This is a genomic window from Vibrio sp. 10N, assembly GCF_036245475.1.
Classification (GTDB): domain Bacteria; phylum Pseudomonadota; class Gammaproteobacteria; order Enterobacterales; family Vibrionaceae; genus Vibrio.
Genome location: NZ_BTPM01000002.1, coordinates 691,544 through 716,711, shown reverse-complemented (window position 1 = coordinate 716,711; position 25,168 = coordinate 691,544). Strand labels below are relative to the sequence as shown.

General features: G+C 44.5%; 23 protein-coding genes. 18 read left to right on the top strand and 5 right to left on the bottom strand.

The annotated features are described in order from the left end of the window. Nucleotides 1–930, bottom strand: a complete 930-nt coding sequence (locus AAA946_RS19355; protein ID WP_338166399.1) for an endonuclease/exonuclease/phosphatase family protein — start codon at nt 928–930, stop codon at nt 1–3. 284 nt (nt 931–1,214) lie between these two features. Between AAA946_RS19355 and nrdD the strand changes: the two genes are divergently transcribed. From nrdD to AAA946_RS19335, 4 genes are all read left to right on the top strand, one after another. Further along, on the top strand, nt 1,215–3,335 hold the full coding sequence (nrdD, locus tag AAA946_RS19350) for an anaerobic ribonucleoside-triphosphate reductase (RefSeq protein WP_338166398.1): 2,121 nt from the start codon (nt 1,215–1,217) through the stop codon (nt 3,333–3,335). 37 nt (nt 3,336–3,372) lie between these two features. Next, nucleotides 3,373–3,843: an anaerobic ribonucleoside-triphosphate reductase-activating protein gene (nrdG, locus tag AAA946_RS19345; RefSeq protein WP_338166397.1), complete on the top strand. Its 471-nt coding sequence runs from the start codon at nt 3,373–3,375 to the stop codon at nt 3,841–3,843. Between the two features lie 227 nt (nt 3,844–4,070). Further along, nucleotides 4,071–5,258 (top strand): amino acid aminotransferase, encoded by a 1,188-nt coding sequence (locus AAA946_RS19340; protein ID WP_338166396.1) that lies wholly within the window; start codon nt 4,071–4,073, stop codon nt 5,256–5,258. Nucleotides 5,259–5,299: 41 nt separating this feature from the next. Continuing rightward, nucleotides 5,300–5,992, top strand: coding sequence for a putative ATP-dependent zinc protease (locus AAA946_RS19335; RefSeq protein WP_338166395.1), 693 nt, complete (start codon nt 5,300–5,302; stop codon nt 5,990–5,992). A gap of 75 nt (nt 5,993–6,067) precedes the next feature. Here AAA946_RS19335 and AAA946_RS19330 read toward each other — a convergent pair whose 3' ends face one another. Beyond that, nucleotides 6,068–6,604, bottom strand: coding sequence for a hypothetical protein (locus AAA946_RS19330; protein ID WP_338166394.1), 537 nt, complete (start codon nt 6,602–6,604; stop codon nt 6,068–6,070). 239 nt (nt 6,605–6,843) lie between these two features. Between AAA946_RS19330 and AAA946_RS19325 the strand changes: the two genes are divergently transcribed. Genes AAA946_RS19325 through modC form a run of 4 tightly spaced genes read left to right on the top strand, consistent with a single transcriptional unit; the run spans nt 6,844 to nt 10,917 of the window. Beyond that, nucleotides 6,844–8,316: a cobyric acid synthase gene (locus AAA946_RS19325; RefSeq protein WP_338166393.1), complete on the top strand. Its 1,473-nt coding sequence runs from the start codon at nt 6,844–6,846 to the stop codon at nt 8,314–8,316. 33 nt (nt 8,317–8,349) lie between these two features. Further along, a complete protein-coding gene (gene modA / locus AAA946_RS19320; RefSeq protein ID WP_338166392.1) occupies nt 8,350–9,114 on the top strand; it encodes a molybdate ABC transporter substrate-binding protein in 765 nt (254 codons plus the stop codon). Nucleotide 9,115: 1 nt separating this feature from the next. Then, nucleotides 9,116–9,808, top strand: a complete 693-nt coding sequence (gene modB / locus AAA946_RS19315; protein WP_338167202.1) for a molybdate ABC transporter permease subunit — start codon at nt 9,116–9,118, stop codon at nt 9,806–9,808. After that, on the top strand, nt 9,805–10,917 hold the full coding sequence (gene modC, locus AAA946_RS19310) for a molybdenum ABC transporter ATP-binding protein ModC (protein ID WP_338166391.1): 1,113 nt from the start codon (nt 9,805–9,807) through the stop codon (nt 10,915–10,917). Before modB ends, modC begins: the two co-directional genes overlap by 4 nt. A gap of 41 nt (nt 10,918–10,958) precedes the next feature. Here modC and AAA946_RS19305 read toward each other — a convergent pair whose 3' ends face one another. Then, nucleotides 10,959–11,396: a DUF3069 domain-containing protein gene (locus tag AAA946_RS19305; RefSeq protein WP_338166390.1), complete on the bottom strand. Its 438-nt coding sequence runs from the start codon at nt 11,394–11,396 to the stop codon at nt 10,959–10,961. A 214-nt stretch (nt 11,397–11,610) separates the two neighbouring features. Here AAA946_RS19305 and AAA946_RS19300 point away from each other — a divergent pair, with 214 nt between their 5' ends. Continuing rightward, entirely contained in the window at nt 11,611–12,594 is a 984-nt protein-coding gene (locus AAA946_RS19300; RefSeq protein ID WP_338166389.1) for a GGDEF domain-containing protein, read from the top strand. 188 nt (nt 12,595–12,782) lie between these two features. Beyond that, nucleotides 12,783–13,736, top strand: a complete 954-nt coding sequence (locus AAA946_RS19295; protein ID WP_338166388.1) for a Solitary outer membrane autotransporter beta-barrel domain — start codon at nt 12,783–12,785, stop codon at nt 13,734–13,736. A 5-nt stretch (nt 13,737–13,741) separates the two neighbouring features. Here AAA946_RS19295 and AAA946_RS19290 read toward each other — a convergent pair whose 3' ends face one another. Beyond that, nucleotides 13,742–14,980 carry a GGDEF domain-containing protein gene (locus AAA946_RS19290; protein WP_338166387.1) on the bottom strand — a complete coding sequence of 413 codons (1,239 nt, stop codon included), beginning with the start codon at nt 14,978–14,980 and terminating at the stop codon, nt 13,742–13,744. A 307-nt stretch (nt 14,981–15,287) separates the two neighbouring features. Here AAA946_RS19290 and AAA946_RS19285 point away from each other — a divergent pair, with 307 nt between their 5' ends. The 8 genes from AAA946_RS19285 (at nt 15,288) to AAA946_RS19250 (ending at nt 23,486) form a co-directional block, all read left to right on the top strand. Next, entirely contained in the window at nt 15,288–15,563 is a 276-nt protein-coding gene (locus AAA946_RS19285) for an HlyU family transcriptional regulator (RefSeq protein WP_338166386.1), read from the top strand. Nucleotides 15,564–15,884: 321 nt separating this feature from the next. Continuing rightward, nucleotides 15,885–17,423, top strand: a complete 1,539-nt coding sequence (locus AAA946_RS19280) for a Re/Si-specific NAD(P)(+) transhydrogenase subunit alpha (protein WP_338166385.1) — start codon at nt 15,885–15,887, stop codon at nt 17,421–17,423. Nucleotides 17,424–17,432: 9 nt separating this feature from the next. Beyond that, the gene (pntB, locus tag AAA946_RS19275) at nt 17,433–18,836 is read left to right on the top strand and encodes a Re/Si-specific NAD(P)(+) transhydrogenase subunit beta (protein ID WP_338166384.1); all 1,404 of its coding nucleotides are present in this window, start codon (nt 17,433–17,435) and stop codon (nt 18,834–18,836) included. Nucleotides 18,837–19,115: 279 nt separating this feature from the next. Then, a complete protein-coding gene (vxrA, locus tag AAA946_RS19270) occupies nt 19,116–20,510 on the top strand; it encodes a sensor histidine kinase VxrA (protein WP_338167201.1) in 1,395 nt (464 codons plus the stop codon). Further along, nucleotides 20,485–21,144 carry a response regulator transcription factor VxrB gene (gene vxrB / locus AAA946_RS19265; protein WP_338166383.1) on the top strand — a complete coding sequence of 220 codons (660 nt, stop codon included), beginning with the start codon at nt 20,485–20,487 and terminating at the stop codon, nt 21,142–21,144. The genes vxrA and vxrB overlap by 26 nt, the downstream gene beginning before the upstream one ends. Continuing rightward, nucleotides 21,144–22,022, top strand: a complete 879-nt coding sequence (locus AAA946_RS19260; RefSeq protein WP_338166382.1) for a DUF2861 family protein — start codon at nt 21,144–21,146, stop codon at nt 22,020–22,022. The genes vxrB and AAA946_RS19260 overlap by 1 nt, the downstream gene beginning before the upstream one ends. Nucleotides 22,023–22,111: 89 nt before the next feature. Next, nucleotides 22,112–23,257, top strand: coding sequence for a conjugal transfer protein TraF (locus AAA946_RS19255; RefSeq protein ID WP_338166381.1), 1,146 nt, complete (start codon nt 22,112–22,114; stop codon nt 23,255–23,257). A 76-nt stretch (nt 23,258–23,333) separates the two neighbouring features. Beyond that, entirely contained in the window at nt 23,334–23,486 is a 153-nt protein-coding gene (locus tag AAA946_RS19250) for a YoaH family protein (protein ID WP_338166380.1), read from the top strand. 1,369 nt (nt 23,487–24,855) lie between these two features. On the opposite strand, the gene yciH is transcribed toward AAA946_RS19250, so the two are convergent. After that, nucleotides 24,856–25,167: a stress response translation initiation inhibitor YciH gene (gene yciH, locus AAA946_RS19245; RefSeq protein ID WP_042495943.1), complete on the bottom strand. Its 312-nt coding sequence runs from the start codon at nt 25,165–25,167 to the stop codon at nt 24,856–24,858. Nucleotide 25,168 lies beyond the last annotated feature (1 nt).

The following is a 25,168-nucleotide window of genomic DNA, read 5'->3' as shown; positions in this document are numbered from 1 at the left end:
TTAGTGATCACTGCCATACAGTGTTATCGACAATGGGCAGTGATCACTCATCTGATATTTAATCACTTTCGATGTAGGCATGACATTTTGTTTTGCAGGACTAGAGCGTAGGCTAGGACTCACCACAATATGATCAATCAATGAACGATATTGGTGAGTGCTATTGGGATTTCGTTTTGAGCGCACTTTACAGCGGGCTTTTGTGGATTCCGACGCAAGCCTTGGTGTCGTCGTTAACCCCTGCGTCATCAAAGTCCAAAGCCAATCTTCTCGATAGCTCAAGTTATGATTAAAGTCGCCAAGGATAAGATAAGATTCATTATTAACGTCTCGTTGCTGTAGCCAAGAGTTGATCACTTGGCCTTGCTGTTTGAGTTGCTTACAGGCGCTGTGCCGAGTCAGTTTGCCACTGCACCCAGCTTTTAGGTGAACAGAGAGCAGGTGAACTTGTTGGTTGCTTGCAAACTCGAGCGTCACAGCACTTGCAAATCGTAGCTTATTCGTTTGTAAGAGAGGGAAATCTGGCGAATCGGTGACTTTGATCGTTTCCTTTATTGCAAACCCTGTGTACTGATTGATGTCTGAAAACTGATGCTGACGATTATGGGCAGCAGAGCGCTCTGACAAGTATATACGGTATCCTTTGCCAACAACCCGCTTAATCGCTTGTACGCTGTCTACCTCTTGAAACGCGAGAATGTCTGGATTGACACTCTTGAAATGCAGATTTAGCGCATGAAAATCATCCTCACTTCGATAACTGGCTTTGAATTTAGCCGAAGGCGTCGTGGTAAGCCACTCTAAATTCCATGTCATCAATGTTAGAGATTGTCCTTGTGCAATACTCAATGTAGGAAAAAGTGCTATTCCAACAAGTAAGGTTGTTACGAAGTATTTATAACCGTTTGTTCTTATCATTGTGATTGCCATTTATAAACTTCCTTTCAAGCAATGTGCCGTAAGCCTTGGCAAAAAAGCAACTGTTTTTCCCTAAAACTTCGTGTCTGATTTTGAATTTGCTCGCTATGAGATCCATTTCATTTAGATCGAATTCTTCTTACACACTACCCAGCTTTTATTGATCTATATCAATACTTCTAGTTGGTGCTTTTCGTTAAATACACCACAATATATTGTGTCAGAATTAAATGTAACGACCCTATATAGTGTGTCTGTGGATAACTCTGTGAGTATGCTAGGGGTAAGGAGAAAGGGTGAAAACAATCGTAATCAAGAGAGATGGCTCTCGTGCTCCGTTTACAAAGGATCGTATTGAAGCTGCTGTGGTAAGTGCGGCGGAACGTGCAGATAAGGAACTCGAAATCTATGCTAAAAATGTAGCGGTAGCGGTCGAGCTCAAGCTGCAGGATTGCGAACATGTGGATATTCAGGAAATCCAAACTCTAGTCGAGAACGAGTTGATGCAAGGCCCATATAAGGGACTTGCACGTTCTTACATTGAGTACCGTCATGACCGCGACATTGCTCGCGAAAAGAAAAGCGCTCTGACGAAAGAGATCGAAGGCCTTATTGAAGAGAGCAATGCCGATCTTCTTAATGAGAACGCGAACAAAGACGGTAAAGTGATCCCAACTCAGCGTGACTTGCTTGCAGGCATCGTAGCGAAGCACTATGCGAAAACTCGCATTTTGCCACGTGATGTTGTGCAGGCACACGACGAAGGGGATATCCACTATCATGATTTGGATTACGCGCCTTTCTTCCCAATGTTTAACTGTATGCTTATCGATCTGAAAGGCATGCTGACTCATGGCTTTAAAATGGGTAATGCAGAGATTGACACACCTAAGTCAATTTCAACAGCAACCGCGGTAACTGCGCAAATTATTGCTCAGGTAGCGAGCCATATTTATGGTGGTACGACGATCAATCGTATCGATGAAGTGTTAGCACCTTATGTTAAGTCTAGCTACGACAAACACTTACAAATCGCTAAAGATTGGGATATCCACCAACCTGAAGCGTTCGCGCAAGCACGCACAGAAAAAGAGTGTTACGACGCATTCCAATCTCTTGAGTACGAAGTAAATACGCTTCATACAGCGAATGGCCAAACGCCGTTTGTCACATTTGGTTTTGGTTTAGGTACTAGCTGGGAATCGAAGTTGATCCAAACTTCGATCCTTAAAAACCGTATCGCTGGTCTTGGCAAAAACGCTAAAACGGCCGTATTCCCTAAACTGGTATTCGCGATCAAAGATGGTCTTAACCATAAGTCAGAGGATCCGAACTACGACGTGAAGCAGTTGGCATTAGAGTGTGCTTCTAAGCGTATGTACCCTGATATCTTGAACTACGACAAAGTGGTTGAAGTTACTGGCTCATTCAAAACGCCAATGGGCTGCCGCAGCTTCTTAAACACTTACGAAGAAAACGGTGAGCTGCAACATGAAGGTCGTAATAACCTGGGTGTTGTAAGCCTTAACCTGCCACGTATTGCAATTAAAGCAAAAGGCAGCGTTGATAAGTTTTATGAGTTGCTAAACGATCGTCTGTTGTTGGCACGTAAGGCCCTAGAAACGCGTATTAGCCGTTTAGAGAAAGTAAAAGCACGCGTTGCGCCAATCCTATATATGGAAGGTGCTTGTGGCGTTCGCCTAAAAGCGGATGATTCTATTGCGCCAATTTTCAAAAATGGCCGTGCTTCTATCTCACTTGGTTACATTGGTATCCACGAGACTATGACGGCACTGTTTGGTACTGAAACTCATATGTACGATGATAACGAAATGCGCGATATGGCGCTTGATATCATCAAACACATGAAAGAAGTTGTGAAGCAGTGGGCAGAAGAGACAGGCTATGCATTTAGCTTGTACGGCACACCTAGTGAAAACCTATGTAGCCGTTTCTGCCAAATCGATACGAAAGAGTTCGGTGTGATTGAAGGCGTCACTGACAAAGGTTACTACACCAATAGTTTCCACTTGGACGTTCAAAAGAAAGTCAATCCTTACGATAAGATCGACTTTGAGATGCCTTATCCAGAAATCTCGTCTGGTGGCTTTATCTGCTACGGTGAGTTCCCGAACATGCAGCGCAACATTGAAGCGCTAGAAAACGTATGGGACTACAGCTACAGCCGAGTGCCTTACTACGGTACAAACACACCAATTGATGAGTGTTACGAATGTGGCTACATGGGTGAGTTTGACTGCACCAGCAAAGGCTTTACTTGTCCGAAGTGTGGTAACCACGACTCTACTCGTGTGTCAGTTACGCGTCGTGTATGTGGCTATCTGGGTAGTCCTGATGCGCGTCCATTTAACTTCGGTAAACAAGAAGAAGTTAAGCGTCGCGTTAAACACCTGTAATTTGTAAATAGAGAAGTAATAAAGAGAGTTTCAATCCATGAATTATCATCAGTATCATCCAATCGATGTGGTCAATGGACCTGGTACGCGTTGTACTCTCTTTGTTTCTGGGTGCGTGCACCAATGTCGCGGTTGTTACAACCAGTCGACGCTATCATTACACTCTGGGCACTTGTTCACACAAGAGCTTGAAGATCAAATCATCGCGGATTTAAACGACACGCGCATAAAGAAGCGTGGGTTGTCTCTATCGGGTGGCGATCCACTGCATCCAGCAAACGTCAGTGCCGTGCTTAAACTGGTCGAGCGTGTTCGTGCTGAGTGCAAAGGCAAAGATATTTGGCTTTGGACAGGTTACGTGCTGGATGAACTTAGTGAAGAGCAAAAACAAGTGGTGTCACTGATCGATGTGCTGGTGGATGGTAAATTTGAGAAAGATCTTGCCGATCCCGAGCTGGAGTGGCGCGGTAGTGCAAACCAGGTTATACACCGGTTTACAAATCTGTAACATTAATTATAAATGATTAAGGAGCTTAGGCTCCTTTTTTAATGCGTTTGAGCCTCTGAGCTCAAAGGGGTTACTGATCTTTTATGCAACACAACGAGGTTAAATCATCGGGTTTACAGAAGGTTTACAGAATGAAACGCGCCCACCTACAACAAAACTATTTCAAAATTTTTAATCTAATGATAACGTGAAGGCCATTGCTTGAATTTCAAAGGGTTGTGACTTTCATGTTCTCTCAGTTACCCGAGCCAGCGCTCGATCCTATTCTTTCTCTTTCCGTCGCTTACCGAAATGATCCTCGTACTGATAAAGTCGATCTGGGGATCGGTGTATATAGAAACAGTGATGGACAAACACCAATCATGAAGGCCATTGCGGAAGCACAACGCATTGTGACTTCAGAGCAGCAGACTAAAGCCTATGTAGGCCTAGCTGGCTGCGAAGAGTTTAATCAAAGCATCGCGAAAGTCGTATTTGGTGAAACGCCAATTTACGATCGCATGTCTGTGATCCAAACACCAGGCGCCAGTGGCGGCCTGCGTATGCTGGGCGATCTTATAAACGTTGCGGCGCCAGGTACGACGGTTTGGTTGTCAAACCCAAGTTATGTAAACCATAAGCCCGTGATGGAAGCTGCGGGTCTTAACGTGAAGTTCTATCGTTATTTTGACGTGGCATCAAAGCAAGTCGACCGTGATGCGATGCTGACTGATTTGAGTCAAGCAGGTCAGGGCGATGTGGTTCTTCTGCATGGTTGCTGTCATAACCCAACAGGTGCTGATATTGCTTTGGATGACTGGAAAGCAATCACTGAGTTAAGCGTCAAAAATGGTTTTGTCCCTTTTGTTGATGTGGCTTATCAAGGGTTTGGTGACGGTTTAGAACAGGATGCATTCGGTCTTCGATACATGGCAGAAAACGTCGAAGAGATGCTGCTAACCACATCATGCTCGAAAAACTTTGGTCTATACCGTGAACGTACTGGCGCGGCAATTGTAATTGGTAAAAATGCCACTGAAGCAAACAACGCTAAAGGCAAATTACTGACACTGGCTCGTTCGACCTACACTATGCCACCAGACCATGGTGCCGCGTTGGTGAAAACCATTCTTGGAGACGATCACTTAACCACTATGTGGACCACAGAGCTTTCTGAGATGCAACAACGACTTGTATCATTGCGTGATGGTCTATGCAAAGCACTTAAAGAGACGAATTCATCTAACGATTTCGACTTTATCATGTCTCACAAAGGCATGTTTACTGTGCTAGGATTTACACCAGAGCAAATGCAACGACTGCGCTCGGACTTTGCAATATATGGTGTTGACGATGGCCGTATTAATATCGCAGGATTGTCTGAGTCGCAACTGCCATATGTAGCGGATGCATTGGCCGCTGTTAGCCAAAAATAATGACGACTATCGCAACGACTAAAAATAATAAAGGTGAATGAATGAAACCTTGGAAAGCAATTTTACCATTAATGTTATCCGGTGGTTTGGTCGCCTGTTCGACGACACCAACGGAAACGCCGCCACCCGTTGAGCCGCCAGCGACGGAAGTGACGCCAGAAGCACCAACAGCCCCAGAATCAGAGTCTGTGGAACCTGAAGTCAAACCGGAAGAAAAAGCAACGGAAGTGACTCCGGAGCAACCAAAAGAACCGGTTAAAGAAACTAAGCCAGCGGAGAAGCCGAAGCCAGCACCCGTGAAAAGTGATGATGGCAAGCTTATCTTAGGTGAGCAAGAATACGTGCGTTTGGTTGACATGAAAGTGACAACAAAAGCTCGTGTCGATACAGGTGCAACCACGTCTTCATTGAGTGCTGTAGATATCGTTCCGTTTGAACGTGACGGCAAAGATTGGGTGAAGTTTAAAATCAAGCACAACGGTGTGGAGTCGAAAGAAGTGTCGATGCCCGTTGAGCGTTGGGTAAAAGTGAAACAATCTAGCTCTGAAGAGAGTGACAAGCGTCCAGTTGTTGTATCCGTCATTAAAATTGGTGATATGACTAGCAAAACCGAGTTCACGCTTGCTGACAGAAACCACTTAAAATATCCGGTTCTGCTGGGAAGAAGTTTCTTCAGGGACGTGGCGATTGTCGATGTGAGTCGTAAATACGTTCAGCCGAAACCAACCAAATAATAAAAAGGGCTTTCCAAGATTGGAAAGCCCTTTTTACATGATCTGATTTAGCTTGTTCGGAGCGCGTGTGTGAATTTAGAAACCAAATTCAACCGACATCTGAACTTGTGGGCCATAAATTCCACCGTCTTTAATATCAGCACCAAGTGATAGGGCATCAGTAGAGTGGAAACGAGCACCAACACTCCAAACAAACACAGTATCGTCACGACGGTTCAACATACCTACTTGACCGACACCTTCAATATTTTGTAGTAACCAAATACGAGAGCCAATATTGAATTCTGACATAAATTCACTGTCGAACTTTTCATCATCTCTGGTTTTTACGTTGTGAACCAAAAGCTGACCGTATACATCGGCAAATTGGCCAACAGGGCCGTTGAAACCCAGGCCACCCGCAATATCCCAGTCTCCCTCAAAGCGACTGTCGGCGCGAGCAATAATATGAGTGTTTTCCGTAAAGAAGGTCGTAAACTCAGCACCTACTGTACCAGGGTTAGCACCTAAGCGGACTTCGAATGAGTTATAGTTAAAATTGTTAGCTTGAACCAGCGTAGGGGCGGCAACTGCCATTGTTAACAGCGCAGCACGACTTGCTTTACCTAGCATGAGAACTCCATGATAAAAAGATATCGATATAATCTCGAAATTTGAATTGACTCAGTATATAAAAAAACTAACTGCAAAATACAGACCATTTTGACGAGATCGAGAGCTTGTCGGCAGAAATGAACAAGGTTTAGACAAACAGGGCCTGAATAATTCGTTAAGTTTCAATGTGAAGCGTTGGTCACCCCAGCTAAAAAAGGTAAACTAATCGGATTATTGATTAAGGATATTGGGACAATATGCGCCTTACTTCACAAGCACTTATGGTTCAAGGTACAACTTCTGATGCAGGTAAAAGTGTATTAGTGGCAGGGTTGTGCCGGGTTTTAGCTCGTCAAGGGATAAAGGTTGCCCCATTCAAGCCACAGAATATGGCATTAAACAGTGCAGTGACTCAAGATGGAGGCGAAATTGGCCGTGCTCAAGCGGTTCAAGCGCAAGCGGCAAACGTATTGGCAACCGTCGATATGAACCCGGTGCTTATCAAGCCAAACTCAGATACGGGTGCGCAGATTATTATCCAAGGTAAAGCGTACGCGAATATGGATGCGGTTGGATTTCATGATTACAAGCGCTTTGCTATGCCATTTGTTATCGAATCATTTGAAAAGCTCACTAGCGCATTCGAATCCGTCGTTATTGAGGGGGCGGGCAGTCCAGCCGAAATTAATCTGAGAGCCAATGACATCGCTAATATGGGTTTCGCCGAAGAGGCGGATGTTCCAGTTATCATAGTTGCTGACATTGATCGAGGCGGCGTCTTTGCGCACCTGTATGGCACATTAGCTCTATTGTCCGAGTCTGAGCAAAAACGCGTGAAAGGCTTTGTGATTAACCGATTCCGCGGTGATATAGCCCTTTTGGAACCCGGCTTGGATTGGTTAGAACAAAAAACGGGTAAACCAGTCATTGGTGTATTGCCATTTTTGCATGGACTTAATATTGAAGCTGAGGACGCCATCGATGCGTCACATGATGTGAAGTCGAACACTAAACTTAGTGTCGTGGTACCAGTATTAACCCGAATTAGCAATCACACCGACTTTGATGCCCTTCGTTTACATCCAGATATCGACTTCCGTTACGTTGGAAAAGGTGAACGCTTAGACAAAGCCGATTTGATTATATTGCCAGGAACCAAGTCTGTGCGTGATGATCTTGCCTACTTACGCGAACAAGGTTGGGACAAAGATATTTATAAGCACTTACGTTTTGGCGGAAAAGTGATGGGCGTCTGTGGCGGTTATCAAATGCTGGGTAATACGATTGCTGACCCCGAAGGTATAGAAGGTACTGCAGGGAGTAGTGAAGGTTTGGCGCTGCTTCAATTGGATACCACATTAGAAAGTGAAAAACAGCTCACTAACGTCACAGGCTCGTTAACGTTGAACAGCGAATCCGCGCCATTTTCGGGATATGAAATTCACGCAGGACGTTCTACTGTTTCGGATAACCAGCCGGTTTGCTTTAGTAATGAGATATTGGATGGTGCCATTGGCCTAGATAATCAAGTATTCGGCACGTACGTTCATGGTATTTTCGATTCACCGGATATTGCACGGCTTATTGCTCGCTGGGTAAATGGTGCCAACATCGAGCAGTTCGCGATAAACGATGAAAAGGAAACAGCTATTGACAGAATTGCTGACGCGATCGAACAGCACCTTGACCTTGCCACTTTGTGGCCTGACCTCGAACTATCCGTGCGATAGAGATGTTAAAGTTCTGAGAAAGGAATACCGCTCATGCGTATCGTTCTTGCCTTACTTTTGGTTACGCTGTCACATATTGTCGTTGCGAAGCCGCTTACTGTCTTTGCGGCCAGCTCTATGACCAATGCAGTCAATGACTTAGCTCAGGAATTTGAGCGTACTCATAACATTAAAGTCAGAGCTGTGTATGCAGGCTCATCCTCTTTAGCACGACAAATACAAAGGCAAGCCCCAGCAGATGTCTTTATCTCTGCCAACGTACGTTGGGTAAACTACTTGGTGGAGCAGCAAGTGATAGACGCGAGCGATATTCGCCACATTGCTAGTAATGAGCTTGTTCTTATTACCAATGGTTCTAAAGGTAATGAAGAGTCGTCATTTAATATCTCCGCGGTCACTGATTGGCAAGGCTATTTACAGCAGGAAAGACTGGCCATAGGACAAGTCAACGCTGTACCAGCCGGCATATATGCCAAACAAGCTCTTGAGTCGCTGGGATTGTGGTCTGCGCTGAGAACTCAGTTAGCACCAGTCAATAATGTAAGGCAGGTTTTGGCATTGGTGGATAGAAAGGAAGTTCCGCTGGGTATCGTTTATGGCTCCGATCTATTGGCTAGTGACCGTGTCACAAAATTGGCTATTTTTCCAACATCGAGTCATGAGCCTATCGACTATCCTTTAGTTACTTTAAACACGGATCAGCCGACGCAAGATTTTGCGCAGTTCGTCAGCTCAGAACAAGGGCAGGCGATATTGAGACAGCATGGATTCATCACCGATAGGAAAGCAGATCTTTAATATGTTGACCGACTATGAAGTGGAAGCAATACAGTTAAGTGTAAAGGTCGCTGGTGTCGCCATACTTTGGTTGATCCCCATTGGCGTATTTTTCGCCTGGTTGCTAAGTAAAAAGCAATTCATTGGTAAAAGTGTCTTAGACAGTGTTATCCATCTGCCCTTGGTGTTGCCACCGGTGGTTGTCGGCTATTTGCTCTTGATATCAATGGGAAAGCAAGGCGTCATCGGCCAATTTATTTACCAACTCACAGGGGTAAGTTTTAGCTTTAGCTGGCGGGGCGCAGTACTGGCATGCATCATTGTCGCACTTCCGTTGATGGTTAGATCTATTCGTTTGTCGATGGACAGTGTGGACCATAAACTCGAACAAGCCGCCAGAACATTGGGCGCATCGCCATTGCGGGTATTTTGGACCATCACATTACCTTTGGTAATCCCCGGTATTATCAGTGGTACCATGCTGTCGTTTGCGAGGAGTCTGGGTGAGTTTGGTGCAACTATCAGTTTTGTATCTAATATTCCCGGCGAAACTCAAACTATCCCGTTGGCAATGTACAGCTTCCTAGAAACCCCAGGCGCGGAATCCGCCGCAATGAGGCTGTGCATTATTTCCATCGTAATTTCTCTTGCGTCACTCTATTTTTCTGAATCTATAAATCGTTGGGTGGGGCGCCGGCTGGGAGTGACTAAATGACGACGTTAGATATCGATGTGACAAAGCGTTTTGAGACGAGCTCATTTCATCTTAAGACGTCGTTACCATCTAGTGGCATTACTGCGATTTTTGGACGCTCAGGTGCGGGAAAAACGACGTTGATTAACCTTATCAGTGGCTTGACTCAGCCAGATTCAGGTGCAATCACCATCAATGGCCGCCCGTTATTTGATTCCAATCAGCATATTAATGTGCCTATCGAAAAACGTGAAATAGGTTACGTGTTTCAGGATGCGCGCTTGTTCCCACATTTGTCAGTAGAACGTAATTTGCGTTACGGTGTAACTGATAGTGATGAGGCGTATTTCCAAGTAGTAGTCGCACTACTGGCGATTGAGTCTCTACTTGAGCGTTATCCAAGTTCTTTGTCAGGAGGCGAGAAGCAACGAGTCGCCATTGGTCGGGCGCTACTCAGCAAGCCTAAAGTGTTGCTAATGGATGAGCCACTAGCATCTCTGGATAACCCAAGAAAGCGTGAGCTCATGCCTTTTTTGGAGGCATTATCGAGTCGTGTCGATATCCCGATTTTATATGTGACGCATAGTTTGAATGAAATTTTGCGCCTCGCACAACATCTTGTGATTATAGATAACGGTAAAGTCGTTGAATCGGGTCTGATTGAGCACGTTTGGGGTTCTAAAATCATGCAGTCATGGCAATCATTTTCGGATAAAAGTGCCTTGTTTAAAGGTGAAGTCGTGGCTCAGAATGACACTTATGGTTTGACGAAACTTGCCTTAACACCTGATCACTATTTGTGGGTTCAACGAACAGAAGCCGCTGTCGGCGAGGCTGTTCGCTTGCGAGTTAGAGCTAATGATGTTTCGATCGCGTTAAGCCGAGCACAGCGTACGTCTATTCGTAATATTTTACCCTGCACCGTAAAGGCGATTGCGCTTGGCGGACAAGGGACGCCGAGGCAGAGCGTAGAAGTGATTTTGTCGTTAGATGATCATTGTGAATTGGTCGCAACAGTAACCCAATGGGCTGTAGATGATCTTAAACTGCACGTCGGACAAGCAGTGTATGCTCAGATAAAAGGCGTCAGCGTGGCGCAGAAAGATGTCGCACTGGAGCCGCACTTATAAAAAAAGCCACATTGAGTGGCTTTTATACGATTCAGATCCGATTACTTTACGAATACTTCTTTAAAGTCACGCTTTAGAATCGCATCACGGCGTGCTTTCTTGATTTGCTTGACCATGTCTTTGATGCAGTTGCTCAAAACCTTATCAAGAAGTTCAGCTTTGTAAGCTTCTTTGTCGTCATCGCTCATGTCTGCTGGCAGTTCCATGGTAGTGAACTCTTCAAGTGCACTTACACCAGCGAAGGCTTGGCTTACCGAGATCAAAGCGTGGAACTGTTCAAAGTTGTCTAGAATGTTTTGTGCGCTAGCCGGTAGCGAGTCCCATGCTTCACGAACCGCTTCTTCCGTCACTTCGTGAATCGACACCACCATGTTGTAAAGCTCTTCTGGTACCTCATCAAATAGGATCACTTGTTTGAGTTCAGCGGATACCGTTTCTAGGTCTACAATTGGGGTTTCAGTGTTTTGTGTGTCAGACATACAGCTTTCTCTGTGTAACGATTACTGATAATCCTGCGATTACCTTACTAAAAGACAATAATAATCCAACTCATCCAATAATGCCCAGCTCAAAGTGCGTTTTCAGCGCAAACAAGCTGTTATTATTGTGATTTTTGTGGGACTGTTTGAATATTGTCCTAATATGTGGTTTATATTAACAATACATCGGCATAATACAAAGACAAGGATGCTTATGATGTCCATAGATTCTTCGATGAAAATACTTCTCGTTGATGACGCTCAGTTGGAAAGAATGCAGCTACAGATACGTCTCAAGCAGCTGGGGCACGAGGTTGAGGTGGCAGCCAGTGGGCGAGAGGCGCTAGCACTGTATCCATCGTTTGATCCTGAGCTTGTGCTTTTAGATATCTCCATGCCTGAAATGGATGGTTTTGAAGTCGCGTCTGAAATACGTCAGCGTTATAAAGCAGACTGGATACCCATCATATTCCTAAGTAGTCATGATGAACCTGAGATGATCGCCAAAGCGATAGAGGCGGGTGGTGATGACTACCTCGTAAAACCGGTAAATAAAATTGTGTTGCAGTCCAAATTGATTGCCATGCAGCGCATCGCTCATATGCGACGTGAGCTCAAACAGGCGAGCTCTCAGCTAGAAGAAGCGAATAGAGCGTTACAGCATCAAGCCAATGAAGATGGTCTAACCAAGCTGTTTAATCGCCGCTATATGGACCAAAAACTCACCGAGCTGATTCAATGGCACGGACGGCATCAAATGCCCCTGTCAGTCATACTCATGGACGTGGACCACTTTAAAGCGTTTAACGATAACTACGGACATACAGAAGGCGATCAATGCTTGATCAGTATCGCTCAGTTTTTAGATGTTATGTTCATTCGTTCTGGTGAGTACGTTGGTCGATACGGTGGAGAAGAGTTTGTCATTTTACTAAGCCGTGCTGATGCATCAGAGGCTGAAGAGAATGCCGCAAGAGTGAAAGATGGCATCGTCGGCCTGAATATCCCGCATGAGTTTTCTCAAACCTCGGATAGAGTGACCCTGTCACTTGGGGTGTATAGTACGATCCCAACCGGTACGGAATCGATTAATGAGCTGTATGAAAGAGCTGACAAGCTGCTGTATCAAGCGAAACGAAGTGGTCGTAATCGATACGTATTGGAGTTAGAAAGCGATATTATTAGCACTACTTCATAGGGTTTTTTATCCTAATAGTGGCACAGAAATCAACACGAAGGCGCGAAGCTAGACTGTTGATGAAAGTTGAGTGCCTCCCTTCTTACAAAACGTTACTCAAAGAGGTAACGCTTTTGTTATTCTCAAACTTCGACGGCACCGTGTTGACCAGTCGTATTGCTATATCGTTCGTTAATGAGGTTGTTTAGTTGAGAGTCTCTCAGACCCTAGTGGCTTCGGTTATTTTATGTCACGTTTCAGCTCATGCAGATCCAGAGTTTAGAGACATTTTTGAGGAAGATTTCGCAGCGGCAATCATACTGACGGATAGCGATGCATTAACGTTGGGTTTCAAAGATTTTGACCCAAACACGGTCTTCAATATCGATAACGAAGATATCGGCTCTCAAGAAGCACTTGATCGACGTAAGAGCATCGGTGTTTCAACGCTACCGTTAACGTTTGAACTTTCAAAAGACAACGCATTTCAACAGCGAGCAGTCGTGCGCTTCTCGGCACTAAGAATTGACGACCAAATCATTGATGGCCCAGATAGCCACAGAAAATACGTGCTAGGTGTGTTCAGTGGATACGAGCAAGAAATTCACTTTTCGCAGAACTGGACGTTTGAAACTGGCGTAGGGGTCCACCTTCAATATTTGAACAGTAACTACGATTTTCAATCGCAATTCTCTAAGCTTTTTCAACCTTTTATCGACGGGAAGTTGGTTAACACCACAGCTTGGGCGACATCATTTCAACCTAAAGTCGGTTTTAACTATACGGAAGATAAAGCTTGGGGCCAGGTGAAGTTTAAATCAAACTTTAACTACTTCTCCGGCTATGGATGGGGTCAGGCCAATGATGGTGATGTCGGCACACCGGAAGGGTGGTATTGGTCGAATGAAGCGAAACTATTCTACGATGTGACAGACTGGGGCCGCTCTATCCAAACTGTGTATACCAGTTTACGCAGAGTTGATATCGGGGGCGATACGCTCGGAATACTAGGCTCTAGTCATTATTACGAAGGAACACTTGGTTGGCTGTTAACACCGCCATTTCATATACCTATGGTGGACAATGTCGGGATTGGGTTGAGCATCAATTATGGTAGTGATTTAAAAGGTGGAAGTCTCGTGCTCTTCTTTAATCAAGAGTAGTCACATTAACGTGCGCACTGAACCTGGTTACGGCCTTTTTCCTTCGCGCTGTAGAGTGCTTTATCCGCCTTTTTCAATACATCCTCGGGTTTGCGTGTCGTTTTGCTGTCTGCGGCTCCAATACTTACCGTGACACTCACCGTAGATTTATTGCTATCAGAACCTCGTTTTTTGGCGCCTTGCTTATTGTTTACTGGGCGCTTCGCTTCATCCCGGATGACCATTTGATAGTTTTGAATTTGTTCACGCAGTTCTTCCAAATATGGCTTGCTGTCTTTTGCCGTCTTACCTTTAAACAAAATAGTGAATTCCTCACCGCCATACCGATACACTTTGGCATTGCCGCCAACCTCAGTCATACGTGATGCCACAAGTTTAAGTACATCGTCGCCTGTGTCGTGCCCGTACGTATCGTTAAAGGATTTAAAGTGGTCGACATCGAGCATAGCAATGGTGAACTTTCTTCCTAGATGTTTCATATCCATTTCAAGAGCTCGGCGACCCGGTATGTTAGTCAATCGGTCATTAAAGGCCATTTGATGGCTGGCGGAGATGACGTAGATAATGATCAATACACCAGCTAGAGAAAACAGAGTGCTGGAAATGTAGGGAACGTGGAATAGGATGAATGTACCACCGGCCATAAAGATCGACGCGTATACAGCGGCATCGATCGGTCGGTTGTAGTTCAACAGAAAAATGCCAGTGGCACCCACTATAGCTATAGTATAAAGCACCAATACCAGTGGTAAGCGTGAAAGCTGTGGAAATGCCATCAACAAATCGCTTTCAAACCCTAAAAATCCACCGCCTGCGAAGTGCGATAGTATCAATGCCGTCCATCCAACGAAGCTTGTAATGGTGATACCAAAGATAGCCATACCCCGACTGATAACGCCGGTATCAGAGAATAAGTAGGCTAGGCAGCAAGACACGGGAAGCAGCAGGCTCAATAACGATAATTCGAGAAGCGTCGTACCTGAACTAAGCGGACTTTGTAGTCTAAGTTGGATAACCAAATAGGCAAGAAGCATAGAAAAGGCAACCATAGCCATTCGAGACTGTTTGAAGGTATGACTCAAGGCAATTGCCGTACCAAACAGAATATAGGGAAGGTTGGTCACAAAGCCAGAATTTGCTTGAGTAGCATCAATGATATGATTTACACCAACTAACACACCAATCATCATCAACATAGGCATGAAGAGACGAAATAGATTCGAGCTGGTAAATGATGTCGCCATTAAATAAGAACTCAGGTACTTCGATTGAGGTTATCTTCCAACGCTTTAGCATACGGTAATTTAATGTTTTGCCAAGTATTTTGTCATTTAGGGGAGCAAAACCTGATCCTTCCCCGCAATGTTTATAAAAATAGTGTTTGCTATTAAATGTTTAGAAATTTTCTTCTGTTCAATGGGGCTTGGATTATCTTCCTATAGGTTGGGCTTATTCGGCAGTAACACGACAACTTCTAGAGATTCAAGTTGACCCTAAATTAGAAAATAGCGAACATGAGACTTTGATTGAAATTGTTGTTAAGGAAAGCCTGTGGGATTTTTTTCAAAGCTGTTTGGTGGTGGCAAAGCGCCGGAGCCAAAGCAAGTCGAACCTGTTGAGTACAAGGGGTTTCTTATCTACCAAGAGGCCATTGCAGAAAATGGTCAATATCGCATTGCGGGTCGGATCACTAAAGCATTTGGTGAAGAGATCAAAGAGCACCGATTTATTCGCTCAGATGTACTAGGAAGCGAAGGTGATGCTAATGAGATGATGCTCAAGAAAGCCAAAATGTTCATAGATCAAATGGGTGAAACGATTTTTTAACACCATTTTTTGATGCATTTTTGTTCTGGAAAGACCAGTTTGAGTCGATTGATTTAATTGACGTTGGTCATCTGTTTGCAGCAAATATTGTCATAATATGACCTACTTACACGAAAATTTCCCAAGTATAGGTAATATTGCACTGGTATGACCTCTAAATTGGGGTTTTCGTGTGGTTTTTTTACTAGATAAGTTTGTTTAAAAGTCATTACTTTCCGTTATATGTAATGAAATTATGTATTTCAGTTACAAATAGCTTGATGTTACGAACTCAGTTGGTTAAAAAAGAACAATACTTCTGCCAATAGTTAAGGAATAGCTATGCAAATTGGTGTGCCAAAAGAAACCCTCGCGGGAGAAACGCGAGTCGCTGCAACGCCGAAATCGGTCGAGCAGCTGTTAAAACTGGGATTCGATGTCTCAGTGGAATCGCAAGCGGGTTTGCTTGCAAGCTTCGACGATGCAGCGTATGAAGCTGCCGGAGCAACGATCATCTCATCACAAGAAGTGTGGCAGTCAGACTTAGTTCTGAAAGTTAATGCGCCAAGTGATGAAGAAATCGAATCACTTAAAGAAGGCGCGAGCCTGGTGAGCTTTGTCTGGCCTGCTCAAAACCCAGAGTTAATGGAAAAGCTTTCTAGCAAAAATATTAACGTCATGGCGATGGATGCGGTTCCTCGTATTTCTCGCGCTCAAGCACTTGATGCACTGAGCTCTATGGCGAACATTGCAGGTTATCGTGCAGTCGTTGAGGCAGCACACGAATTTGGTCGATTCTTTACAGGTCAAATCACTGCAGCAGGTAAAGTACCACCGGCGAAAGTTTTCGTTGCAGGTGCCGGTGTAGCGGGTCTTGCCGCAATCGGTGCTGCGGGTAGCCTTGGTGCTATTGTTCGTGCATTTGACGTTCGCCCAGAAGTAAAAGAGCAAGTAGAATCGATGGGTGCTGACTTCCTAGAAGTTGACTACCAAGAAAACACTGGCTCTGGTGATGGTTACGCCAAAGAGATGTCTGACGACTTCAATAAGAAAGCTGCTGAGCTTTATATGGAGCAAGCGAAAGACGTCGATATCATCATTACAACGGCACTTATTCCTGGCCGTCCTGCGCCAAAACTTGTTACCAAAGAAATGGTTGACGCGATGAAGCCGGGTAGCGTTATCGTTGACCTTGCTGCGGCAAACGGTGGTAACTGCGAATACACAGTAGCCGATAAAGTGATCACCACTGACAACGGTGTGAAAGTCATCGGTTATACCGATATGGTAGGTCGTCTGCCTACACAATCTTCTCAGCTATACGCAACCAACCTTGTTAACCTTCTAAAACTGCTTTGCAAAGAGAAAGATGGCAACATCGACATCAATTTTGAAGACGTGGTTCTTCGTGGTGTAACAGTCGTTAAGGAAGGCGAAGTCACCTGGCCTGCGCCACCAATTCAAGTCTCTGCTCAGCCAGAGGCACCAAAAGCGGAAGCGCCAAAACCGGCTGAAAAAGTAGAAGAACCGACTTCTCCAGTTAAAAAATTGGCTGGCCTTGTTGCGGCAGTAGGCGTGTTTGGTTGGGTTGCATCAGTTGCTCCCGCAGCATTCTTATCTCACTTTACGGTATTTGTACTAGCTTGTGTGGTTGGTTACTACGTTGTATGGAACGTGACGCACGCGCTACATACACCGCTTATGTCAGTAACAAATGCGATCTCAGGCATTATCGTTGTTGGTGCGTTGCTACAGATTGGGCAAGGCAATGGCGTTGTCTCTTTCTTGGCGTTCATCGCTGTTTTAATAGCCAGTATCAACATATTCGGTGGTTTCACCGTGACCAAGCGTATGCTTGAAATGTTCCGCAAAGATAAATAAGGAGTCACAATGTCTGCAGGATTAGTACAAGCAGCTTACATTGTAGCTGCACTATTTTTTATCATGAGTTTAGCGGGACTGTCTAAGCAAGAGTCTGCACGTAACGGTAACTACTACGGTATTGCGGGTATGACGATTGCGCTTATTGCGACAATCTTTAGCCCTGACGCTCAAGGCTTTGCATGGATCATCGTCGCGATGGTGATCGGTGCGGCAATCGGTATTTTCTACGCTAAAAAGGTAGAAATGACGGAAATGCCAGAGTTGGTAGCGATTCTCCACAGTTTTGTAGGTCTGGCAGCCGTGCTTGTTGGCTACAACAGCTACATCGATCCACCGGCAATTCCAAATGTTGAAACATTGGCAGCAGCTGAGGTTCACGCTCATCACGTTATTCACCTGGTAGAAGTATTCCTTGGTGTGTTTATCGGTGCGGTGACCTTTACTGGTTCTATTGTTGCTTTTGGTAAGCTGCGTGGTGTGATTTCATCGTCGCCACTCAATATTCCTCATAAGCACAAGTGGAATCTGGCAGCCGTTGTTGTTTCAACGCTACTTATGATCTACTTCGTAAAAGCTGACGGTAGCATGTTTGCGCTATTAGTGATGACGGCGATCGCGCTTGTATTTGGTTATCACTTGGTGGCATCTATTGGCGGTGCGGATATGCCGGTGGTTGTTTCGATGCTCAACTCTTATTCTGGTTGGGCAGCAGCGGCGGCTGGTTTCATGTTGTCGAACGACCTTTTAATCGTAACCGGTGCATTGGTAGGTTCGTCGGGTGCCATCCTTTCTTACATTATGTGCAAAGCAATGAACCGCTCGTTTATCAGTGTTATCGCAGGTGGCTTCGGTCAAGAAGTGGTCATTTCTAGTGATGAAGAGCAAGGCGAGCACCGCGAAACATCAGCTGAAGAAGTGGCAGAGATGTTGAAAAACAGCAAATCAGTTATCATCACTCCTGGATACGGCATGGCGGTTGCACAGGCTCAGTACCCGGTGCATGAAATCACTGAAAAGTTACGCGCTCAAGGTGTAGAAGTGCGATTTGGTATTCACCCAGTAGCAGGTCGTCTACCGGGTCATATGAACGTACTGCTCGCAGAAGCAAAAGTACCTTATGACATCGTTCTTGAAATGGACGAGCTAAATGATGACTTTGGCGAAACAGATACTGTTCTTGTTATCGGTGCTAACGATACGGTTAACCCAGCAGCGCTAGAAGATCCAAACAGTCCAATCGCTGGTATGCCAGTGCTTGAAGTTTGGAACGCACAAAACGTCATCGTGTTTAAGCGATCTATGAACACCGGTTACGCTGGTGTTCAGAATCCACTGTTCTTTAAAGAGAACACAGCAATGCTATTTGGTGACGCGAAAGAGTCCGTTGACAACATTAATAAGCATTTGTAGGGAACTCTCTATCCAAATAATAACGAAAGCCACCTTTGGGTGGCTTTTTTGTTGCCACACTTTTCTCGTTGTATCGTATTGAGAGGATTTTTGACGTCTTTTTTGTGCACATTTGCATCAACAAACAACGAATTAACAAAATAATTGCGTGCACTTAGCTTTGTTCTTGCCGATAATGTGTAAAAATCCATGCCACAAACGATCCACAAGACGCGTCTTTTGAAGAAAATACTTTACACCTTATTGCTGTCGTTACCACTGAGCTATTCCCATACGGTAATGGCTGAGTCTTTGCCCGAACGAATCGATAAGTTCGTAGAGTTTTTCGATTATGAACAGGCGACGGCATCATACGATGTTCGCGTTATTCAGGCGGATTACCCAACGCAGCTGCTTACGCCAGTGTCTATGCTGCCACAGACTACGAAATACCCACTTAAGGAAATTCAGCAGTTGTACCGTTTAGCTGAAAACTGCAGTGGTACTTTGCCTTTGAGCCCGTTGATTACGGAACCTTTGGTCTATACTCGAGCAATGTGTGGTGGAAGGAAGCTATCAACCAAATGGTTCGCACGTAGCGGTCTGATTCACCCTGGTGGTGGTACCTATGCGGCTCGCTACATCATAAAGTATCCGGATCAAAAAGATGTGCTGCAAAAATACATGCACATTAAAGAACGTGAACTTGCTGCACCAGGCTCATTGCTTGGACGTCTGCAAATCATGGATGAGGCGACGGTTATTTCACTGATTCGTGGATCCTCGATGTTTGTGGAAAACTCAGAGCTCTGGCTAAGGCGAGGGGACATTTATTATCTGTTCGACGCGGCTCAATGGAGGGAAAACGCCAAACAAGCAGGGTTGAACTTTAAATTAGCATCGCAAACGAATACCTGTTTTGTTCAGCGCGGCAACTTGTGTTGGGAAGTAGAAGATCATTCTGACGTTTTGAGAATCAGTATGATCGTCTTGATCATTGCTAACATTCTGTTGGTTATTGGTTGGTCTATCTACCGTTGGAACTCAAAGCGACAAGAAATGAAAAGCCGCATGCTGGTATTGCAAATATTGACGCATGAGCTTAGAACGCCTATCGCTAGTTTGTCGTTAACCGTTGAAGGGTTCCGCCGAGAGTTTGAGCACTTACCCGAAACTGTATATGATGAATTCAGACGCTTATGTGAAGATACTCGACGTTTGCGTCAACTAGCAGAGGCGAGTAAAGATTACTTGCAGTCAGACAATAAACCACTGGCCACTGAGTGGCTGCCTTCTGTACAAGACTGGCTAAGCTATAAAGCAGAAGAAGAGTTTGAAGCTGACGTAAAATTGACTATCAATCAAGATGTAGCCGCTAAAATTAACATCTATTGGCTGGGAACCTGCATCGATAATTTGATACGCAACGCGATTAAATATGGCGTTGCCCCAGTGAGCTTAAATGTCGTTACGTCATCAAACTCACTTAAAATTGAAGTGATAGACAATGGACAATTAACGGCTAAGGACTGGCGAGAGCTTCGTAAGCCATTTGTAAGTAAAGCCGGATTAGGGCTAGGGCTTACAATAGTAGAATCCATGGTTGGTCGAATGGGCGGTAAAATGTCACTCGTCGGCCCACCAACAACTTTTATATTGGAGATACCTTGTGAAACAGACACTGCTACTTGTTGAAGACGACAAGAATCTAGCTGATGGACTATTGGTAAGTTTGGAACTGGCGGGTTACAACGTCCTGCACGCCGAGCTTATTTCTCAGGTCGAACAGTATTGGGAACAAGCAGACTTGGTAATTCTCGACAGACAGCTTCCAGATGGTGATTCGGTAGAGCACCTTGCTGGTTGGAAGCAAACCAAAGATGTTCCGGTTATTTTGCTTACGGCATTGGTTACTGTTAAAGACAAAGTGACTGGCCTAGATGCTGGCGCAAACGACTATCTAACCAAACCATTCGCTGAAGCAGAGCTTTTTGCACGTATCCGTGCTCAGCTTCGTGCTCCTGAAGCCGATGCAGAAGATGCCTCTAAAGTAGTGACAGATAGCCTTGTTATCGACAAAGCCACTCGTGAAGTAAACTACAAAGGTGATCTTATCACGTTGACCCGTACTGAGTTCGATTTGCTGTTGTTCTTAGCTAGCAACTTAGGTCGTGTGTTTACTCGTGATGAATTGCTTGATCACGTATGGGGTTACAATCACTTCCCAACCACTCGTACTGTTGATACACACGTGCTTCAGCTTCGTCAAAAGCTTCCAGGGTTGGAAATTGAAACACTTCGCGGTGTTGGCTACAAAATGAAGGGCTAATGGTAAACGCACGTAAACTTGCAATCATAGCGTTACTGTCGGCATCAACCTCTGTTGGTGCCGATTGGTTTGAGGGGACCTCGACCATTTCTCAAGCGCATAAGCATTTACTCAATAATGATCTTGAATCCATGTTTCAATCATTAGTTGAAGAGTGGCAACAGCAGCCAAGTAAAAGCATACGATCGCATATTAACAAACTGTTTCTACAATCACTCAGTGTCGATTGCGGTAAAGGCTATTCATCCCAGCCTTTACCTGATTGGGTCGAAAATATTGTCGTCAAACAGCAAACAATCCAAAGTCCCGGTCGTGATACCTATCTCTCAACGATTGAGCTGGACTCAAACAAAGTCGTGTCAGAAATCAGCCTTAAGCGCTGGGTTGATAAGCGCGTGTCGAATGACAGCGAATTCTATATAAATGGAAGTAGTGACAGCGTCACTGATGTAACTACCTACGGAATTCGTTATAATCTTGCATCACCATTAGAAGTTGGCCTCTATCGATTAGATGTGTCCCTTGTTAACAGTGAGAGTTGGAGTCAATGGCTGATATTGACAAATCAACCCTTAAAACAGACGGTTAGATGGTCGTCGAAAGATAAGTGGCAAGTAAAGAAGAACGCGCTCCTCAACCCATACTGCCCATTGCCTAAGCTGGAAGTTGGGCTTTTTGACTATATCGACGGAAAATACACTCAGGTTTGGGGTCAGGAATATGAGTCCGACTATCCAACCACCCTGAACACCAAAGGCATAGCGCCTGATCGATATGTATTAGCCGTTTCCATGAAGCAAAGTCGCTGGCAAGGGCCTATTCGATTTGAACGCGCACAAATCATCAACAAAACGTTTGATGTTTCTGCTGACGAGTAGCACATTTTCAAACATTTCCTAGCCAACCGCTAAAGTATTTATAATTGACGCCGTTAATACCTACACAAAGGATTAACGGCGTTATTTTTATGAAGACTAAACTCAAACCCCTCGTTTTACTATCCGCAACGGCAATGGCCTCAAGCCATGCAGCCGCATCGACACTCTCAATAGATGCTCGAGGCGATGCAATGGGGGGCACAGGTGTTGTGTCTGCGTCATACTTAACCGCGCCTTTCTATAATCCAGCTCTAACGGCGATCTACCGACGCAATGACGATGCAGGAATGTTGGTGCCGAGTTTAGGGATCAGCTACGACGATCAAGACAAACTACTCGACAAAGTGGATGATGCAGTCAGTGCCGCCGAACGCGATGACTGGCCTGCAACGCAAGCGGCACTTCAAGCGCTTTCTGGTACCCAGGCCAAAGTCGATTTTGGGGGGGCTGTCGCCTTCGGCATCCCAAATCGATTTATTGCAGCGAACATTTTTGGTAAAGCGTACATCGAAAATGTGGCAACGCCTGATATCGCACCTGATAACCCAGACCCAATTCAACAGGCAGTAGATACAGCTATTAAGACAGCGTCTGTTGCCGTTACCGAAATTGGTATTTCATTAGCTAAATATCAGACACTATATGGCCAACACTTCTCGTTTGGACTGTCACCAAAAATCCAGAGAATTTACACGTATACCAGTGTAAATTCATTGCAAGACTTTAAGTTTGATAACATTCGTGAAGATGCTACCAGTGATGTAGCCTTTAATTTAGATGCGGGGGCGTTGTGGTTTCATGGTCCGTTCCGTGCTGGTATCTCTGCAAGAAACATGCTTTCAAGAAGCATTGATACCAAAAGTGGGTTCGTAACAGTAGGCGGGCGTGATGTCGCCTATGGCTACCAATACCAGTTACAGCCGCTCTATACGGTAGGTGCTGGCTTCATTGCTGACTATTTCCAGCTATCGGTGGACTATGATCTGAACAAAGAGAAAAAATTCACCCAGTTTGATGACGATGTACAAATGTTCCGTGCCGGTATTGAGGTCGATTTGGTTCGTCAAATACAGTTAAGGGGAGGGTATCACAAAAACCTCGCTCGAGATTCTGAAGGAACACTAACGGCTGGTATTGGACTAAGTCCACTTAATCTGTTTGAACTTTCTGTTGCAGCAAGCTATACATCTCCTCAAGCGATGGGAGCATCAGTCAATTTTCTTGCAACCTACTAATCTAAATCCCTTGCGCTTAACTTGAATTCGTCTATAGTCCTCCAATTACTCATGTCCGTAGTAATTGGAGGACTAAATGTTTGATGATTTACCAACACTAAGCCACGAAGAGCAACAAGCGGCCGTCGAAAAAATTCAAGAGCTCATGAAGCAGGGTATCAGTACTGCCCAAGCGATTAAGATGGTTGCAGAAGAAATTCGTTCAGAACAGAATAGTAAAGAAGACTGATAGTCGACACCGAATAGTTAGCCCACCAAATGGTGGGTTTTTTTGTGCCTGAAAAGCATGTATAAGCTTTTCGAATGGGTGGTCATATTGCGCTAAAACCATGGCTTGAAACCGCCGAAGTTAATTGAATTATATTATTTATCAGTAAGTTATGGCAGGATAAAGCACTTCGCCGAGCGTTAGCCTAAAGTGGTGCTGTAATTAAATTACATGCAGCGTTTGCCGGCGCGTAGAGTGTAGTGGATTATTCTGCCCGCTATATATAGCTTGTAATAACAGTAGGTATTTACCAACTTAATTAAGTTCTAAGTGAGTTAAAGGGTGTTTTTTTACTTAGACATTCATATTTCCAATAGCTCTAATGGTAGAGATAAACCAGTCTGCTGCGTTACAGTGTAATTTAAGCCCTTATGTGCAGCGTTATTATCAGTAGGAGAGAGAGAATTTAATGTGACGCCGTCACTACATGGCGCACTATAACTAAAAGTCTAATGAGTAAAAACACAAACAGTATCGAGTTCATAACTGTAAACATACAAAATTACTTAGTCTCATTAAGCTGAGCAAAGCTAATCACTCGGTTATTGTATTAACAGACGTTATATGGGGTGTCAGCCACTGAACCAACAATAAGAAAGAAACGTAAACTGATAGCAGTACATCGATGAAAGGTGATCAAGCGGGTTGGTTCGAACGTTTGTAACAAGTGACAATTGGTGATAAACCAGCTAGTTTCTCATACAGTCAAAATTCTTGAGGTCTGTTCATTATAGGTTTGCGAACCAAGATCTGGTGCTTCGTCAAGAGTAACAGAAAATAGTGAGTCTGATAGATACAGGCTGGCGGTGTGCGTATGGCGTCCACAAGTCATTCGAAATCGTGTAACTGTATAACGACTAGTTAGATATGGATAAGTTGTGCAGCCTGAACAGTTTCTATTGAGCAAGTGTCGGTGTTAAATCTGCGCCGTTATCACGAACTAGATTCAATTTAATATCTAGGTAGAGTCGTTCGGGTAACGATGATAGTCGAGCTTTTCGCGAGCTTAGTCAGCTAAACCGGCAGCGCCAATCTCACGAAGAGCTCGGGAAGACATTGTAACTGTGGTAGAGAGATCACTATCTAACTCTTACCATCCTTAGTACGCATTATGTATATTATGTTAAATAAACTGTAGCCGAGCTTCATTTCTTGTCAGTTTTTACCCCTCTTGCCTCCTGTAGGCATTCAATTTAACCATAACGTCGATTTACCATAAAATACCTAATAACCACATTATCTTAATCTGCGATTTAGATAATGTGGTTCTAGACACAAAAAAGTCAGCACTGAAATGCTGACTTTATGACGATGTCCAATGGTATTAACATTAACCGCCGGCTAACTTAACTGTGTAGCCTTTTTTCTCGAGTGCGGCCTTAATCTTATCTCGTGCATCACCTTGGATTTCGATATTACCGTCTTTCACAGAGCCGCCACAGCCACAGACTTTTTTCAGCTCTGCTGCTAACAGTTTGAGTGGCGCGTCATCGAGATCTAGTCCGGTAATGATAGAGACACCTTTTCCTTTACGGCCTTTGGTCTGTTTTTGGATTCGAACAATGCCGTCGCCCTTAGGACGTTCTGGCTTTTGTTTTTCTTCTTTGATACGGCCTGTTTCCGTTGAATATACGAGAGTCATA

Bases quoted from the DNA above. Each gene is read 5' to 3' on its own strand.
- AAA946_RS19290 (WP_338166387.1), bottom strand. From the start codon at position 14,980: ATGGCGACATCATTTACCAGCTCGAATCTATTTCGTCTCTTCATGCCT.
- AAA946_RS19255 (WP_338166381.1), top strand. From the start codon at position 22,112: ATGAAGACTAAACTCAAACCCCTCGTTTTACTATCCGCAACGGCAATG.
- modA (WP_338166392.1), top strand. From the start codon at position 8,350: ATGCGTATCGTTCTTGCCTTACTTTTGGTTACGCTGTCACATATTGTC.
- vxrA (WP_338167201.1), top strand. From the start codon at position 19,116: ATGGCTGAGTCTTTGCCCGAACGAATCGATAAGTTCGTAGAGTTTTTC.
- pntB (WP_338166384.1), top strand. From the start codon at position 17,433: ATGTCTGCAGGATTAGTACAAGCAGCTTACATTGTAGCTGCACTATTT.
- AAA946_RS19250 (WP_338166380.1), top strand. From the start codon at position 23,334: ATGTTTGATGATTTACCAACACTAAGCCACGAAGAGCAACAAGCGGCC.
- AAA946_RS19305 (WP_338166390.1), bottom strand. From the start codon at position 11,396: ATGTCTGACACACAAAACACTGAAACCCCAATTGTAGACCTAGAAACG.
- modC (WP_338166391.1), top strand. From the start codon at position 9,805: ATGACGACGTTAGATATCGATGTGACAAAGCGTTTTGAGACGAGCTCA.
- AAA946_RS19330 (WP_338166394.1), bottom strand. From the start codon at position 6,604: ATGCTAGGTAAAGCAAGTCGTGCTGCGCTGTTAACAATGGCAGTTGCC.
- yciH (WP_042495943.1), bottom strand. From the start codon at position 25,167: ATGACTCTCGTATATTCAACGGAAACAGGCCGTATCAAAGAAGAAAAA.
- AAA946_RS19335 (WP_338166395.1), top strand. From the start codon at position 5,300: ATGAAACCTTGGAAAGCAATTTTACCATTAATGTTATCCGGTGGTTTG.
- AAA946_RS19260 (WP_338166382.1), top strand. From the start codon at position 21,144: ATGGTAAACGCACGTAAACTTGCAATCATAGCGTTACTGTCGGCATCA.
- AAA946_RS19280 (WP_338166385.1), top strand. From the start codon at position 15,885: ATGCAAATTGGTGTGCCAAAAGAAACCCTCGCGGGAGAAACGCGAGTC.
- AAA946_RS19340 (WP_338166396.1), top strand. From the start codon at position 4,071: ATGTTCTCTCAGTTACCCGAGCCAGCGCTCGATCCTATTCTTTCTCTT.
- AAA946_RS19355 (WP_338166399.1), bottom strand. From the start codon at position 930: ATGGCAATCACAATGATAAGAACAAACGGTTATAAATACTTCGTAACA.
- modB (WP_338167202.1), top strand. From the start codon at position 9,116: ATGTTGACCGACTATGAAGTGGAAGCAATACAGTTAAGTGTAAAGGTC.
- AAA946_RS19300 (WP_338166389.1), top strand. From the start codon at position 11,611: ATGATGTCCATAGATTCTTCGATGAAAATACTTCTCGTTGATGACGCT.
- AAA946_RS19325 (WP_338166393.1), top strand. From the start codon at position 6,844: ATGCGCCTTACTTCACAAGCACTTATGGTTCAAGGTACAACTTCTGAT.
- nrdG (WP_338166397.1), top strand. From the start codon at position 3,373: ATGAATTATCATCAGTATCATCCAATCGATGTGGTCAATGGACCTGGT.